14 protein-coding genes, 2 tRNA genes and 2 rRNA genes are annotated in these 15809 nt (G+C 53.9%); 8 read left to right on the top strand and 10 right to left on the bottom strand.

Annotated features, from left to right (window positions below; genetic code table 11):
• Positions 1-44 precede the first annotated feature (44 nt).
• The 5 genes from ACMGG5_RS10040 to gmhB form a co-directional block, all read right to left on the bottom strand.
• Positions 45-2948: ribosomal RNA gene (locus tag ACMGG5_RS10040) — 23S ribosomal RNA — on the bottom strand.
• Positions 2949-3120: 172 nt separating this feature from the next.
• A tRNA-Ala gene (locus ACMGG5_RS10035) sits at positions 3121-3196 on the bottom strand.
• Positions 3197-3239: 43 nt separating this feature from the next.
• Positions 3240-3316 (bottom strand) — tRNA-Ile (locus tag ACMGG5_RS10030).
• 69 nt (positions 3317-3385) lie between these two features.
• Positions 3386-4925, bottom strand: a 16S ribosomal RNA gene (locus tag ACMGG5_RS10025).
• Together the 16S and 23S rRNA genes with 2 tRNA genes alongside form the textbook arrangement of a ribosomal RNA operon.
• A 368-nt stretch (positions 4926-5293) precedes the next feature.
• Positions 5294-5860, bottom strand: a complete 567-nt coding sequence (gmhB, locus tag ACMGG5_RS10020) for a D-glycero-beta-D-manno-heptose 1,7-bisphosphate 7-phosphatase (RefSeq protein WP_090418968.1) — start codon at positions 5858-5860, stop codon at positions 5294-5296.
• A 188-nt stretch (positions 5861-6048) separates the two neighbouring features.
• Here gmhB and metN point away from each other — a divergent pair, with 188 nt between their 5' ends.
• The 6 genes from metN to proS all read left to right on the top strand — a co-directional run bounded on the left by metN (position 6049) and on the right by proS (position 11628).
• Positions 6049-7080 carry a methionine ABC transporter ATP-binding protein MetN gene (metN, locus tag ACMGG5_RS10015; protein ID WP_023334590.1) on the top strand — a complete coding sequence of 344 codons (1032 nt, stop codon included), beginning with the start codon at positions 6049-6051 and terminating at the stop codon, positions 7078-7080.
• Complete coding sequence (locus ACMGG5_RS10010) at positions 7073-7726, top strand: methionine ABC transporter permease MetI (RefSeq protein WP_014168730.1); 654 nt, start codon at positions 7073-7075, stop codon at positions 7724-7726. Before metN ends, ACMGG5_RS10010 begins: the two co-directional genes overlap by 8 nt.
• A gap of 40 nt (positions 7727-7766) precedes the next feature.
• Complete coding sequence (gene metQ, locus ACMGG5_RS10005) at positions 7767-8582, top strand: methionine ABC transporter substrate-binding lipoprotein MetQ (RefSeq protein WP_014168729.1); 816 nt, start codon at positions 7767-7769, stop codon at positions 8580-8582.
• A 106-nt stretch (positions 8583-8688) separates the two neighbouring features.
• A complete protein-coding gene (rcsF, locus tag ACMGG5_RS10000) occupies positions 8689-9093 on the top strand; it encodes an Rcs stress response system protein RcsF (RefSeq protein ID WP_157188634.1) in 405 nt (134 codons plus the stop codon).
• The gene (tsaA, locus tag ACMGG5_RS09995) at positions 9090-9797 is read left to right on the top strand and encodes a tRNA (N6-threonylcarbamoyladenosine(37)-N6)-methyltransferase TrmO (RefSeq protein ID WP_420277806.1); all 708 of its coding nucleotides are present in this window, start codon (positions 9090-9092) and stop codon (positions 9795-9797) included. Before rcsF ends, tsaA begins: the two co-directional genes overlap by 4 nt.
• A gap of 112 nt (positions 9798-9909) precedes the next feature.
• Positions 9910-11628, top strand: a complete 1719-nt coding sequence (gene proS, locus ACMGG5_RS09990) for a proline--tRNA ligase (RefSeq protein ID WP_090418973.1) — start codon at positions 9910-9912, stop codon at positions 11626-11628.
• 47 nt (positions 11629-11675) lie between these two features.
• Here proS and nlpE read toward each other — a convergent pair whose 3' ends face one another.
• The 3 genes from nlpE to ACMGG5_RS09975 are packed head-to-tail and all read right to left on the bottom strand — an operon-like array spanning position 11676 to position 13373.
• Complete coding sequence (gene nlpE, locus ACMGG5_RS09985; protein WP_032649717.1) at positions 11676-12374, bottom strand: envelope stress response activation lipoprotein NlpE; 699 nt, start codon at positions 12372-12374, stop codon at positions 11676-11678.
• 34 nt (positions 12375-12408) lie between these two features.
• The gene (gene arfB / locus ACMGG5_RS09980; RefSeq protein ID WP_032649720.1) at positions 12409-12831 is read right to left on the bottom strand and encodes an alternative ribosome rescue aminoacyl-tRNA hydrolase ArfB; all 423 of its coding nucleotides are present in this window, start codon (positions 12829-12831) and stop codon (positions 12409-12411) included.
• The gene (locus ACMGG5_RS09975; RefSeq protein ID WP_061715939.1) at positions 12828-13373 is read right to left on the bottom strand and encodes a YaeQ family protein; all 546 of its coding nucleotides are present in this window, start codon (positions 13371-13373) and stop codon (positions 12828-12830) included. Before ACMGG5_RS09975 ends, arfB begins: the two co-directional genes overlap by 4 nt.
• 196 nt (positions 13374-13569) lie before the next feature.
• On the opposite strand from ACMGG5_RS09975, the gene ACMGG5_RS09970 reads away from it, so the two are divergent.
• Complete coding sequence (locus ACMGG5_RS09970) at positions 13570-13770, top strand: YaeP family protein (RefSeq protein WP_008501889.1); 201 nt, start codon at positions 13570-13572, stop codon at positions 13768-13770.
• Positions 13757-14017: a Rho-binding antiterminator gene (gene rof, locus ACMGG5_RS09965; RefSeq protein WP_024907532.1), complete on the top strand. Its 261-nt coding sequence runs from the start codon at positions 13757-13759 to the stop codon at positions 14015-14017. The genes ACMGG5_RS09970 and rof overlap by 14 nt, the downstream gene beginning before the upstream one ends.
• Positions 14018-14045: 28 nt before the next feature.
• On the opposite strand, the gene tilS is transcribed toward rof, so the two are convergent.
• Together tilS and ACMGG5_RS09955 are read right to left on the bottom strand one after the other, a co-directional pair.
• The gene (gene tilS / locus ACMGG5_RS09960) at positions 14046-15335 is read right to left on the bottom strand and encodes a tRNA lysidine(34) synthetase TilS (protein ID WP_061715940.1); all 1290 of its coding nucleotides are present in this window, start codon (positions 15333-15335) and stop codon (positions 14046-14048) included.
• Between the two features lie 58 nt (positions 15336-15393).
• Entirely contained in the window at positions 15394-15783 is a 390-nt protein-coding gene (locus ACMGG5_RS09955; protein WP_023334583.1) for a VOC family protein, read from the bottom strand.
• Positions 15784-15809 lie beyond the last annotated feature (26 nt).

The following is a 15809-nucleotide window of genomic DNA, read 5'->3' as shown; positions in this document are numbered from 1 at the left end:
AATTTTGATTTTTCGTCTCTTCGCCAAAACATCTTCGGCGTTGTAAGGTTAAGCCTCACGGTTCATTAGTATCGGTTAGCTCAACGCATCGCTGCGCTTACACACCCGACCTATCAACGTCGTCGTCTTCAACGTTCCTTCAGGACTCTCAGGGAGTCAGGGAGAACTCATCTCGGGGCAAGTTTCGTGCTTAGATGCTTTCAGCACTTATCTTTTCCGCATTTAGCTACCGGGCAGTGCCATTGGCATGACAACCCGAACACCAGTGATGCGTCCACTCCGGTCCTCTCGTACTAGGAGCAGCCCCCCTCAATTCTCCAGCGCCCACGGCAGATAGGGACCGAACTGTCTCACGACGTTCTAAACCCAGCTCGCGTACCACTTTAAATGGCGAACAGCCATACCCTTGGGACCTACTTCAGCCCCAGGATGTGATGAGCCGACATCGAGGTGCCAAACACCGCCGTCGATATGAACTCTTGGGCGGTATCAGCCTGTTATCCCCGGAGTACCTTTTATCCGTTGAGCGATGGCCCTTCCATTCAGAACCACCGGATCACTATGACCTGCTTTCGCACCTGCTCGAGCCGTCACTCTCGCAGTCAAGCTAGCTTATGCCATTGCACTAACCTCCTGATGTCCGACCAGGATTAGCTAACCTTCGTGCTCCTCCGTTACTCTTTGGGAGGAGACCGCCCCAGTCAAACTACCCACCAGACACTGTCCGCAACCCGGATCACGGGTCTACGTTAGAACACCAGCCATTAAAGGGTGGTATTTCAAGGATGGCTCCACGCAGACTGGCGTCCACGCTTCAAAGCCTCCCACCTATCCTACACATCAAGGACCAGTGTTCAGTGTCAAGCTATAGTAAAGGTTCACGGGGTCTTTCCGTCTTGCCGCGGGTACACTGCATCTTCACAGCGAGTTCAATTTCACTGAGTCTCGGGTGGAGACAGCCTGGCCATCATTACGCCATTCGTGCAGGTCGGAACTTACCCGACAAGGAATTTCGCTACCTTAGGACCGTTATAGTTACGGCCGCCGTTTACCGGGGCTTCGATCAAGAGCTTCGCGTTGCCGCTAACCCCATCAATTAACCTTCCGGCACCGGGCAGGCGTCACACCGTATACGTCCACTTTCGTGTTTGCACAGTGCTGTGTTTTTAATAAACAGTTGCAGCCAGCTGGTATCTTCGACTGATTTCAGCTCCACCCGCAGGGGCTTCACCTACATATCAGCGTGCCTTCTCCCGAAGTTACGGCACCATTTTGCCTAGTTCCTTCACCCGAGTTCTCTCAAGCGCCTTGGTATTCTCTACCTGACCACCTGTGTCGGTTTGGGGTACGATTTGATGTTACCTGATGCTTAGAGGCTTTTCCTGGAAGCAGGGCATTTGTTACTTCAGCACCGTAGTGCCTCGTCATCACACCTCAGCGTTAAAAGGTACCGGATTTACCTGGAACCTCCGCCTACATGCTTAAACCGGGACAACCGTCGCCCGGCTAACATAGCCTTCTCCGTCCCCCCTTCGCAGTAACACCAAGTACAGGAATATTAACCTGTTTCCCATCGACTACGCCTTTCGGCCTCGCCTTAGGGGTCGACTCACCCTGCCCCGATTAACGTTGGACAGGAACCCTTGGTCTTCCGGCGAGCGGGCTTTTCACCCGCTTTATCGTTACTTATGTCAGCATTCGCACTTCTGATACCTCCAGCATGCCTCACAGCACACCTTCAACGGCTTACAGAACGCTCCCCTACCCAACAACACATAGTGTCGCTGCCGCAGCTTCGGTGCATGGTTTAGCCCCGTTACATCTTCCGCGCAGGCCGACTCGACCAGTGAGCTATTACGCTTTCTTTAAATGATGGCTGCTTCTAAGCCAACATCCTGGCTGTCTGTGCCTTCCCACATCGTTTCCCACTTAACCATGACTTTGGGACCTTAGCTGGCGGTCTGGGTTGTTTCCCTCTTCACGACGGACGTTAGCACCCGCCGTGTGTCTCCCGTGATAACATTCTTCGGTATTCGTAGTTTGCATCGGGTTGGTAAGCCGGGATGGCCCCCTAGCCGAAACAGTGCTCTACCCCCGAAGATGAGTTCACGAGGCGCTACCTAAATAGCTTTCGGGGAGAACCAGCTATCTCCCGGTTTGATTGGCCTTTCACCCCCAGCCACAAGTCATCCGCTAATTTTTCAACATTAGTCGGTTCGGTCCTCCAGTTAGTGTTACCCAACCTTCAACCTGCCCATGGCTAGATCACCGGGTTTCGGGTCTATACCCTGCAACTTAACGCCCAGTTAAGACTCGGTTTCCCTTCGGCTCCCCTATACGGTTAACCTTGCTACAGAATATAAGTCGCTGACCCATTATACAAAAGGTACGCAGTCACACCACGAAGGTGCTCCCACTGCTTGTACGTACACGGTTTCAGGTTCTTTTTCACTCCCCTCGCCGGGGTTCTTTTCGCCTTTCCCTCACGGTACTGGTTCACTATCGGTCAGTCAGGAGTATTTAGCCTTGGAGGATGGTCCCCCCATATTCAGACAGGATACCACGTGTCCCGCCCTACTCTTCGAGTTCACAACCTGTGCATTTTCGTGTACGGGAGTATCACCCTGTACCCTGCGACTTTCCAGACGCTTCCACTAACACACAAGCTGATTCAGACTCTGGGCTGCTCCCCGTTCGCTCGCCGCTACTGGGGGAATCTCGGTTGATTTCTTTTCCTCGGGGTACTTAGATGTTTCAGTTCCCCCGGTTCGCCTCGTTAACCTATGTATTCAGTTAACGATAGTGCAACGAATTGCACTGGGTTTCCCCATTCGGACATCGCCGGGTCAAAGGTTCATATCACCTCGCCGGCGCTTTTCGCAGATTAGCACGTCCTTCATCGCCTCTGACTGCCAGGGCATCCACCGTGTACGCTTAGTCGCTTAACCTCACAACCCGAAGATGTTTCACTTCATGATTGCGAAAATTTGAGAGACTCGAACACACCATTTAAGATGTGTCGTTTCAATTTTCAGCTTGATCCAGATTTTTAAAGAGCAAAACTTCGCAGTGCACCTTTTCAGGTTCACTCTGAAGTTTTCTTGTGTTCGCAGTAAAAGATGGTGGAGCTATGCGGGATCGAACCGCAGACCTCCTGCGTGCAAAGCAGGCGCTCTCCCAGCTGAGCTATAGCCCCATCGTTTTGCAATCTCTGTACCGCTCATCCTTTAAAAGGAGTTTGGTAGGCCTGAGTGGACTTGAACCACCGACCTCACCCTTATCAGGGGTGCGCTCTAACCACCTGAGCTACAAGCCTGCAGAGATTTTTACTGCTGTTTTTCATCAGACAATCTGTGTGAGCACTGCAAAGGCAGGTTCTTTAAGGTAAGGAGGTGATCCAACCGCAGGTTCCCCTACGGTTACCTTGTTACGACTTCACCCCAGTCATGAATCACAAAGTGGTAAGCGCCCTCCCGAAGGTTAAGCTACCTACTTCTTTTGCAACCCACTCCCATGGTGTGACGGGCGGTGTGTACAAGGCCCGGGAACGTATTCACCGTAGCATTCTGATCTACGATTACTAGCGATTCCGACTTCATGGAGTCGAGTTGCAGACTCCAATCCGGACTACGACGCACTTTATGAGGTCCGCTTGCTCTCGCGAGGTCGCTTCTCTTTGTATGCGCCATTGTAGCACGTGTGTAGCCCTACTCGTAAGGGCCATGATGACTTGACGTCATCCCCACCTTCCTCCAGTTTATCACTGGCAGTCTCCTTTGAGTTCCCGGCCGAACCGCTGGCAACAAAGGATAAGGGTTGCGCTCGTTGCGGGACTTAACCCAACATTTCACAACACGAGCTGACGACAGCCATGCAGCACCTGTCTCAGAGTTCCCGAAGGCACCAATCCATCTCTGGAAAGTTCTCTGGATGTCAAGAGTAGGTAAGGTTCTTCGCGTTGCATCGAATTAAACCACATGCTCCACCGCTTGTGCGGGCCCCCGTCAATTCATTTGAGTTTTAACCTTGCGGCCGTACTCCCCAGGCGGTCGACTTAACGCGTTAGCTCCGGAAGCCACGCCTCAAGGGCACAACCTCCAAGTCGACATCGTTTACGGCGTGGACTACCAGGGTATCTAATCCTGTTTGCTCCCCACGCTTTCGCACCTGAGCGTCAGTCTTTGTCCAGGGGGCCGCCTTCGCCACCGGTATTCCTCCAGATCTCTACGCATTTCACCGCTACACCTGGAATTCTACCCCCCTCTACAAGACTCTAGCCTGCCAGTTTCGAATGCAGTTCCCAGGTTGAGCCCGGGGATTTCACATCCGACTTGACAGACCGCCTGCGTGCGCTTTACGCCCAGTAATTCCGATTAACGCTTGCACCCTCCGTATTACCGCGGCTGCTGGCACGGAGTTAGCCGGTGCTTCTTCTGCGGGTAACGTCAATCGATGAGGTTATTAACCTCACCGCCTTCCTCCCCGCTGAAAGTACTTTACAACCCGAAGGCCTTCTTCATACACGCGGCATGGCTGCATCAGGCTTGCGCCCATTGTGCAATATTCCCCACTGCTGCCTCCCGTAGGAGTCTGGACCGTGTCTCAGTTCCAGTGTGGCTGGTCATCCTCTCAGACCAGCTAGGGATCGTCGCCTAGGTGAGCCGTTACCCCACCTACTAGCTAATCCCATCTGGGCACATCTGATGGCAAGAGGCCCGAAGGTCCCCCTCTTTGGTCTTGCGACGTTATGCGGTATTAGCTACCGTTTCCAGTAGTTATCCCCCTCCATCAGGCAGTTTCCCAGACATTACTCACCCGTCCGCCGCTCGTCACCCGAGAGCAAGCTCTCTGTGCTACCGCTCGACTTGCATGTGTTAGGCCTGCCGCCAGCGTTCAATCTGAGCCATGATCAAACTCTTCAATTTAAGTTTGATGCTCGTGAATTAAACTTCGTAATGAATTACGTATGTTCACTCAGAGACTTGGTATTCATTTATTGTCCGAAGACATTAAGAATCCATGTCACTTTGAGTGCCCACACAGATTGTCTGATAAATTGTTAAAGAGCAGTGCAACGCGGCTTTCGCTCACCGTTGCGAGGTGGCGTATATTACGCTTTCCTCTTTCAGAGTCAACCCGTTATTTCAGGATTTTTTCTCTTCAACCGACCGGGTTGTTTGTGAAGTGATTCACATCCGCCGTGTCGATGGAGGCGCATTATAGGGGGCCGCCGAGGAATGACAAGCGGAAAAATGCATTTTTATTTCAACCGCTCATCTTTTCGCCAAAAAGGCTATTTATGGTGCTTTTTAATCTCTTTTGGCAGATCGGCCAGACTATTAATCACCCAATCCGCTGCATTTTCTGCTTCTGGCGTTACTGGCTTACCGGTGCGGACTAATATTTTGGTCCCTACACCTGCTGCTGCTGCTGCCTGCATATCTTCCAGTTTATCGCCCACCATATAAGAAGCAGACATATCAATGTGCAGGAACTCCTGCGCAGAGATGAACATCCCCGGATGCGGCTTACGGCAGTCGCAGGTCTGTCGATACGCTTCTACCGTTCCCTGCGGGTGGTGCGGACAATAATAGATGCCGTCGAGATCCACGCCGCGGTCGGCCAGCGACCAGTCCATCCATTCCGTCAGCGTCTCGAACTGCGCTTCGGTGAATTTACCGCGTGCAATACCGGACTGGTTCGTTACAACTACCAGCGCATAGCCCATCTCTTTCAGCTGGCGCATGGCATCTATTACGCCCTCGATAAACTCGAACTCATCAATCTCATGGACATAACCGTGATCCACATTAATAGTGCCGTCACGATCGAGAAAAATTGCGGGTACTGATTTTGCCACCGGTTTGCTCCTGAAAAAGGCATGTTCGACTAGTATCTCATGAATCGCAGCGCAATAAAGTGCTCATCGTACAGAGTTGGATTGATTTAGACGTCTGGATGCCTTAACATCCGTTTTGTTTACGGTCATCACCCGTATCTGGCAGAAGAAAATGCCACGGCTAACTTACATACGATAAAAATAATCTAATGATTAAACTTTCCAATATCACCAAAGTGTTCCAGCAGGGGAACCGAACCATTCAGGCGCTGAACAACGTCAGTCTGCATGTTCCTGCTGGTCAAATTTATGGCGTCATTGGCGCATCGGGTGCAGGTAAAAGCACGCTGATCCGTTGTGTTAACCTGCTTGAGCGCCCAACCCAGGGCAGCGTAGAAGTTGGCGGCCAGGAACTTACCGCCCTTTCAGAAAAAGAACTCACCAAAGCGCGTCGTCAGATTGGCATGATTTTCCAGCACTTTAACCTGCTGGCCTCCCGCACCGTGTTCGGCAACGTTGCCTTACCGCTTGAGCTGGATAACACGCCGAAAGAAGAAGTGAAGCGTCGCGTCACCGAGCTGCTCGACCTCGTGGGTCTGGGCGATAAACATGATAGCTACCCGGCAAATCTGTCCGGTGGGCAAAAACAGCGTGTGGCCATTGCCCGCGCGCTGGCAAGCAATCCTAAGGTACTGCTGTGTGATGAAGCCACCAGCGCACTGGATCCGGCCACCACGCGTTCGATTCTGGAACTGCTGAAAGACATTAACCGTCGCCTGGGCCTGACGATCCTCCTTATTACGCACGAGATGGACGTGGTGAAACGCATCTGCGACTGCGTGGCGGTCATCAGCAACGGTGAACTGATCGAGCAGGACACGGTAAGTGAAGTGTTCTCGCATCCGAAGACGCCGCTGGCACAGCAGTTCATCCAGTCCACCCTGCATCTGGATATTCCGGAAGACTATCTGGAGCGTTTGAAAACCGAACCCACCGCAGACAGCGTCCCGATGCTGCGCATGGAGTTCACCGGTCAGTCCGTTGATGCCCCCCTGCTTTCCGAAACCGCGCGTCGCTTTAACGTGAACAACAACATCATCAGCGCGCAGATGGATTACGCCGGTGGCGTGAAGTTCGGCATCATGCTGACAGAAATGCACGGCACACAAGAAGAAACCCAGGCCGCGATTGCCTGGCTGCAAGAACACCATGTAAAAGTAGAGGTACTGGGTTATGTCTGAGCCGATGATGTGGCTGCTGGTTCGCGGCGTTTGGGAAACGCTGGCAATGACCTTTGTCTCTGGCTTCTTTGGTTTTGTGATTGGCCTGCCGGTCGGCGTATTGCTGTACGTAACGCGTCCGGGTCAAATCATTGAGAACGCGAAACTGTACCGTACGCTCTCTGCGCTGGTGAACATCTTCCGTTCTATCCCCTTCATTATTCTGCTGGTGTGGATGATTCCGTTTACCCGCGTGATCGTCGGAACGTCTATCGGTCTGCAGGCAGCGATCGTTCCGCTGACCGTGGGGGCTGCGCCGTTTATCGCCCGTATGGTGGAAAACGCCCTGCTGGAAATTCCAACCGGTTTGATCGAAGCTTCCCGCGCGATGGGCGCAACACCGATGCAGATCGTGCGCAAAGTCCTGCTCCCGGAAGCACTGCCAGGCCTGGTGAATGCGGCAACCATCACGCTCATCACCCTGGTCGGTTATTCGGCAATGGGTGGTGCAGTTGGCGCGGGCGGTTTAGGTCAGATTGGTTACCAGTACGGCTATATTGGATATAACGCTACCGTGATGAATACCGTTCTGGTATTGCTGGTTGTTCTGGTTTACTTAATCCAGTTCTCTGGCGATCGCATCGTCCGGACCGTTACTCACAAATAACGTTACACACAACACAAACTCTACGAGTTAAGGATAAAACATGGCGTTTAAATTAAAGACCTTTGCAGCAGTAGGCGCGCTGATCGGCTCTCTGGCACTGGTGGGTTGCGGTCAGGACGAAAAGGATCCAAACCACATTAAAGTGGGTGTTATCGTGGGTGCAGAACAGCAGGTTGCGGAAGTTGCTCAGAAAGTGGCAAAAGAGAAGTATGGCCTGGACGTTGAGCTGGTGACCTTCAACGATTACGTTCTGCCGAACGAAGCGCTGAGCAAAGGCGATATCGACGCGAACGCCTTCCAGCATAAGCCATACCTGGACCAGCAGATCAAAGATCGTGGCTATAAACTGGTGGGTGTCGGTAACACCTTCGTTTATCCAATTGCCGGTTACTCTAAGAAAATTAAATCGCTGGACGAACTGCAACCGGGCTCTCAGGTAGCCGTGCCTAACGACCCAACCAACCTTGGTCGTTCCCTGCTGCTGCTGCAGAAAGTGGGTCTGATCAAACTGAAAGACGGTGTTGGCCTGCTGCCAACCGTTCTGGATGTCACCGAGAACCCGAAAAATCTGAAAATTGTTGAACTGGAAGCGCCTCAGCTGCCACGTTCTCTGGACGATGCCCAAATTGCCCTGGCCGTTATCAACACCACTTACGCCAGCCAGATTGGCCTGACGCCAGCCAAAGACGGTATCTTCGTTGAAGATAAAGATTCCCCGTACGTTAACCTGATCGTGACTCGCGAAGACAATAAAGACGCGGAAAACGTGAAGAAATTCGTTCAGGCTTATCAGTCTGATGAAGTTTACCAGGAAGCCAACAAAGTGTTTAACGGTGGCGCTGTTAAAGGCTGGTAATCTCACCTCAGTGTAATATCATCAGGACGGGCTTATGCCCGTCTTGTCATTTGTGCAGTCAACTGATTCAATATCTGACGTTTTGATTATCCATTGAGGAAATATTATGCGTGCTTTACCGATCTGTCTTTTAGCACTCATGCTGAGCGGCTGTTCAATGCTAAGCAGATCTCCCGTTGAACCCGTTCAAAGCACGGCAACCCCGCCAAAAACAGAGCCTGCGAAACCAAAAGTGCTTCGCCCTGCGCCAGTTCGCATTATCACGAAAGCGGACGAACTCGTCGGTAAACCGTTCCGTGAACTGGGCGAAGTAAGCGGCGATTCCTGTCAGGCGTCCAATCAGGACTCACCACCGAATATTCCGACAGCGCGTAAACGCATGCAGATCAATGCCGCAAAAATGAAAGCTAACGCGGTCCTGCTGCACAGCTGCGAAGTCACCAGCGGCACTCCGGGTTGCTACCGTCAGGCGGTTTGCATCGGTTCTGCGTTGAACATCACGGCGAAATGAGTGCATTTCAGTTCGAGCAGATAGGCGTTATCCACTCTCCCTATAAAGAGAAGTTCGCCGTCCCCCGCCAGCCCGGTCTTGTCACCAGCGGACGCGGTGAGCTTCACCTGATTGCGCCTTACAATCAGGCCGATGCGGTACGCGGGCTCGAGGCTTTCAGCCATTTATGGGTGGTATTCGTGTTTCACCAGACGATGGAAGGCGGCTGGCGTCCTACCGTGCGCCCTCCTCGTCTTGGTGGAAATGCGAGAATGGGCGTGTTTGCAACGCGCTCGACCTTCCGCCCAAATCCGGTTGGCATGTCGCTGGTTGAACTGAAAGGCATACGCTGCCAGAAAGATCGGGTGATACTGGAGTTAGGTAGCCTGGATCTGGTCGACGGCACGCCGGTTATCGACATCAAACCCTATTTGCCCTTCGCCGAAGCCCTCCCGGACGCGCGTGCAAGTTATGCTCAGGACGCACCGCAGGCGGACATGCCTGTTTATTTTACGCCTGAGATAACCGCGCAGCTCGGTCAACTGGAGAAACGCTATCCTCGCTTACGGGATTTCATCACCGAAGTTCTGGCACAGGACCCGCGGCCGGCCTACCGTAAAGAAGAGGAAGCAGGAAAATCATACGCCGTCTGGCTGCTTGATTTTAACGTTCGCTGGCGCGCCACCGGGGCAGGTTTTGAAGTGTTTGCCCTTGAACCCAGGTAATTTTGTTCTCCTCTCTTTTGGCATCTTTGCCACACTGGTAAACTAAACCACTTTTTTTGTGTCAGGCTGGTGTTTCAGCCTGTTCCAATCGTCGAAATGGAACCGTAACAACATGCGTACTAGCCAATATCTGCTCTCCACTCTGAAGGAGACGCCTGCCGACGCCGAAGTGATCAGCCATCAGCTGATGCTGCGCGCCGGGATGATCCGCAAGCTGGCCTCCGGGTTATACACCTGGCTGCCGACCGGCGTGCGCGTCCTGAAAAAAGTCGAAAACATCGTGCGTGAAGAGATGAACAACGCCGGTGCTATCGAGGTGTCCATGCCTGTGGTTCAGCCCGCTGACCTGTGGCAGGAGAGTGGCCGTTGGGAACAATATGGCCCTGAACTGCTGCGCTTCGTCGATCGCGGCGAGCGTCCGTTCGTTCTCGGCCCAACGCATGAAGAAGTCATTACCGACCTGATTCGTAATGAGCTGAGCTCTTACAAACAGCTGCCACTGAACTTCTTCCAGATCCAGACCAAGTTCCGTGACGAAGTTCGCCCACGCTTCGGCGTCATGCGCTCTCGCGAATTCCTGATGAAAGATGCCTACTCTTTCCATACCTCTCAGGAATCCCTGCAAGAGACGTACGACGCAATGTACGCGGCATACAGCAAAATCTTCTCCCGCATGGGTCTGGATTTCCGTGCTGTGCAGGCTGATACCGGCTCCATCGGCGGTAGCGCATCCCATGAGTTCCAGGTACTGGCGCAGAGCGGTGAAGACGATGTGATCTTCTCTGACTCTTCAGACTACGCGGCGAACATCGAATTTGCAGAAGCGCTGGCACCAAAAGAACCACGTGCTGCTGCAACGCAAGAGATGACGCTGGTTGATACGCCAAACGCGAAAACCATCGCCGAGCTGGTTGAGCAGTTCAACCTGCCAGTTGAAAAAACCGTTAAGACCCTGCTGGTGAAATCCACCGAAGGGAGCGCTTACCCGCTGGTTGCCCTGCTGGTGCGTGGCGATCACGAGCTGAACGAAGTGAAAGCCGAGAAGCTGCCGCAGGTCGCCAGCCCGCTGACGTTCGCAACGGAAGCGGAAATCCGCGCCGTGGTGAATGCGGGTCCAGGTTCACTGGGTCCAGTCAATCTGCCGGTTCCGGTTGTTATTGACCGTACGGTAGCCGCGATGAGCGACTTCTCCGCCGGTGCGAACATCGACGGTAAACACTACTTCGGCATCAACTGGGATCGCGATGTGGCGACGCCGGAAGTAGCTGACATCCGTAACGTGGTCGCAGGCGACCCAAGCCCGGACGGCCAGGGTACCCTGATGATCAAGCGCGGTATCGAAGTGGGTCACATCTTCCAGCTGGGCGATAAATACTCGCGCGCGCTGAACGCCGCCGTTCAGGGTGAAGATGGCCGTAACCAGATCCTGACCATGGGTTGCTACGGTATCGGAGTGACGCGCGTGGTAGCTGCCGCCATTGAGCAGAACTACGACGAGCGCGGCATCGTCTGGCCGGACAATATCGCGCCGTTCCAGGTCGCTATTCTGCCAATGAACATGCACAAGTCTTACCGCGTGCAGGAGCTGGCCGAGAAGCTGTATGCCGAGCTGCGCGCTCAGGGTATCGAAGTGCTGATGGATGACCGTAAAGAGCGTCCGGGCGTGATGTTTGCCGATATGGAACTGATCGGCATCCCACACACCGTCGTTATCGGCGACCGTAACCTCGACAGCGACGAGATTGAATACAAATACCGTCGCAGCGGCGAAAAACAGATGATCAAGACCGGCGACATTCTTGATTACCTGGTGAAGGCCATCAAAGGCTAAACAAAAAACCCCGCTCAGGCGGGGTTTTTTAATGGCGCTACGTCAGCTTACTTGCTGTTACAGTCTTTGCCCGCAATAAACTTCGCGTCTTTATCCGCCACCAGCGTTTTCACCATCTCTCCGCTATCCGGGTTTGGCTCCAGCGTAAAGTGACCGTCCACCGTCAGCAATACCGGTTTGCTGTCATTGCCGCGCGCCACAGCGTAATCGCGTTCAAGCTGCGCATTGTTTGCCACGCTGACCTTCTTGCCGGTTGCGCAGTCGGTAAAGATCGCCGCATCCGCCATATAGAAGTACATCCCGCGCATTGCCATCGGCGTCGCGGGCAGAGCCGCTTTCACCGGGGCCAGCGTGTAGTTTAACTGGGATTGAATTGGGTTACCTTCGCGGTCGAGCATCTCCATGCTGTCACCTTTAGGGCGGAACCAGGTTTTCTCACCGGTGGTATCGGTCAGGACCAGCTTCTCCGCCGTACGTGCCCATGTTCCATAAGTCGCAAAAGAAGAAGGTTCTTTCGCACCCTGATAGCGCTGGTTCATTACCCAGGTGCCGTCTTTTTGCAGGAACAGGGACGTTTCAATGCCTTCACAGTCCGCGCAAGGCAATACGCCACGCCAGCTCTGCTGCATCGGTTTTAATTCTTCCGTTTGCGTGGGTTGTAAAACCTGCGTTTCGGAGCGGTTGTTACACCCGAAAAGCGCAAACAGCGTACTCACTGCCAGCGCTGACCATAATGCTTTTTTCACAATGAATTCCTTATGAAAAGTGTGTTCCCTTTCGTCACTCTGTCGGGCGACGAACTTTACCGCGTAGTGCTTTCACTGTGGATTTTTGGGCCTTCGAGGACAAACGACGCTCTTTCGATGCGCGGGTTGGCCGCGTTGCCCGGCGGCTTTTTTGTACTGCCGTTAACTCTTTGATGACCGCCACCAGCCTGGCTATCGCCGCTTCCCGGTTGAGCTCCTGGCTACGGTACTCCTGGGCTTTAATCACAATCACACCATCGCTGGTGATCAGGTGGTGGCTGGCGGCAAGCAGACTTTCTTTATAATACTCTGGCAGGCTTGAGGCCCGAATGTCAAAACGCAAATGGATAGCCGTCGACGCCTTGTTCACGTGCTGCCCACCGGCCCCCTGTGCACGGATAGCGGTGATCTCCAGCTCGTTGTCCGGAATGCTGACGTTTCGGGACAAGACGATCATGAGGCCGGTTGCCACGCCGTCAAATGAATTTCCAGATTATTCTGAGAATCAGAAAGCCAGATTGCACCGTCCTGAATCGTCGCCTGCAATACCATGGTCCGGCTGGCAAACTCGCTCAGCTGCGCCAGCTGCTCATCATCCAGATACCAGACCGTAAGATTTTTAAACTGTCCGCACTTGCTCTTGTTTTGCTGCCACCAGATCTCCGCAGCGCGCTGATTATACGCGAATAAGGCCACTTCAGCGGACTGGGTGCAGGCCTTCTTAATTCGGCGCTCGTCCGGCAGTCCGAGTTCGATCCACAAATCGATACCCAGATGATCGTTGCGCAGCCAGGCTTCAGGCTCGTCTTCTGCGCTTAACCCACGGGTAAACTGCAGACGCTCGTCGGCATACTTCATCCACGCCAGCAGGCGCAGCATCATACGCTCCTGGGTTTCGGAGGGGTGGCGTGCCAGCGTCAGCGAGGCGTCCAGGAACTGGTTGCGATCCAGATCGGCCACATTGACCACTGCTTTATAAATTGTCGCTTTCAGCGCCATGAGAGAACTCCATTCGAATCAGGCGCCCATTGTAGCGAAAACCGCGGCAAAAGGCTGTTACGGGGTAATAAATACACCGCTATCAAGGCGCTGATATTGCTTAAATGAGTATGGTATAGTCACCTTGCTAAACCGAGTTTATCTTCGTAGGCTTAATGATATCTCACAGTAAGTCAGTGCGCTGGCGGGAGGGGATGTGAATAATTATTGTGAGTTAATTCGCAAACGGTATGCGGAAATCGCCAGCGGAGATCTGGGGTATGTCCCGGACGCGTTGGGCTGTGTATTGAAAGTGCTTAATGAAGTGGCCTCTGATGAGAGCCTTTCGGAGTCGGTCAGGGAAAAAGCAGCGTATGCTGCGGCGAATTTACTGGTGAGCGATTATGTCGATGAATGATACTTATCAACCCATCAATTGTGATGACTATGACAACCTCGAACTCGCCTGCCAGCATCATTTATTACTGACGCTGGAGCTAAAAGATGGCGAAGTGTTGAAGGCGAAAGCCAACGATCTGGTTTCACGTAAGAACGTGGAATACCTGATAGTGGAAGATGCCGGTGCGACGCGTGAGCTGCGTCTGGATAAAATAGCCAGCTTCAGCCACCCGCAAATCGGCACCGTCGTGGTGAGCGAATCCTGATGACATTAACGGGCAGCCAGGCTGCCCGTTACGCTTTCTGCCACTCAAACCTGGCACCCTCTTCTGACCACCCCTCTTCCGTGATGAAAACTCCTGCCGCAGCGATAAGCGTTTCACCGTAGAACAGCAGTGGCGTGGTGTCGCGCAGCCACGGCGGCACGTTACACTCCTGCCATATTTTCTTCAGCTTCCGCCCCCCGTTGCGCCCGACGATGTGCAGCATGCCACCAGCCTTAAAGCGCACGGTGACCGGTTCACCGGGCTTCGGCAACCTCACATGACCAGACGGCAGGAGAGAGACGCGTCCTGCCTCACAGGGCAATACCAGCGGTGCGTCAGGTGAAAGCCAGTCGAGCACCACATCGGTCAGTGAGGGCATGGATTTTATCCACCAGAGTTCCCCTTTATAGCGTCTTACGTCAAACCCGTTCAGATGGACGCGCGGGGAAGCATCATCCCGCGCCAGGGCAACCTCGTCCCAGATACGGCTCAGCATCGCCCGCGACGGCATCGCAGCGTGATGAGAGGCCAGCCAGCGTCGTAGCAGCGCGGCGCGACGTACCGGGCTCATCGCTGTCAGCGGTGCAATGGCCAGCGCACCGTCCTCAGAAATCAGTTCAGCCAGCTCGTCACTCAATAGCTCGTCCAGCAGCGATTCCTGTTCGGCGCACAGCATAGCGCTTCTTGCCGTCGCGTCGGCAAAATGCGGCCAGCGCTCGCTCAATAGCGGGAGGACGCGCAGACGCAGAAAGTTACGATCATAGCCGTCCTCCTGGTTACTCTCATCTTCGATCCAGCTCAGCTGATGTTCTCGCGCCCAGGCTTCAAGCGAGGCGCGCGTCTCGCCAAGCAGCGGACGCAGTAACGTTGTGCCGGCAAATGCAGAACGCGCCGGCATGGCTGACAGCCCCGCCGGTCCGCTGCCCCGCTTAAGCGCCAGCAGAAAGGTTTCACACTGATCGTCCAGATGCTGAGCCGTGACCAGCGCTTCTCCAGGACGTAATGCCCCGGCAAACGCGGCATAGCGGGCTTTACGCGCCTGCGCCTCGATGCCCAGCCCTTCCTCCGCAAGCGTGACGCGCTCGACGATGAGCGGGATCGCCCACGCCGCACACAAGGCTTCACAGTGCGCCACCCACTCCTCTGCGTGAGGACTTAATCCGTGGTGAATATGCATCGCCCGAAGCTGGACGTCAGGCTCCCGATCGCGCCAGCGTTTAAGACGATGGAGCAGAACGGTGGAATCCAGGCCACCGCTAAACCCCACCAGCAGCTGGCGGTACGGTGAAACGGCGTGTGCGATAGCGGGTAAGGTCATAGGGAATTACACATAAAAAATGCCCGAACTGAGCGGGCATTATCACACAGGACAAAGATTACTGCTGATAAAGCTCCAGCGGCAGGCCGTCCGGGTCGTTGAAAAAGGTAAAGCGCTTGTCGGTGAACGGATCGACGCGGATCGCTTCACACGTCACGCCGTGCGCTTCCAGGTGTTTTACTGCGCTATCCAGATCATCGACGCTGAAGGCAAGATGGCGCAGGCCACAGGCTTCCGGGCGGGACGGACGCGCAGGCGGAAAAGGGAAAGAGAACAGTTCAATCACATATTGCCCGTTTAACGCCAGATCGCCCTTCCAGGAGTCGCGCTCTTCGCGGTAGGCCTCGCTCATGAGCGTAAAGCCCAGGATGTCGCAGTAGAAGGCCTTACTTTTCGCGTAATCGGTCGCAATGATCGCAATATGATGAACAGCTTTTAAACCCAGCATAGCTTCTCCTTTTTATGATGCCTGAA

The sequence above is a fragment of the Enterobacter sp. BNK-34 genome, from assembly GCF_048684445.1.
GTDB classification, from domain to species: domain Bacteria; phylum Pseudomonadota; class Gammaproteobacteria; order Enterobacterales; family Enterobacteriaceae; genus Enterobacter; species Enterobacter pseudoroggenkampii.
Note: the sequence above shows the minus strand (reverse complement) of the source record. Positions and strands in the feature narration are given on the sequence as shown.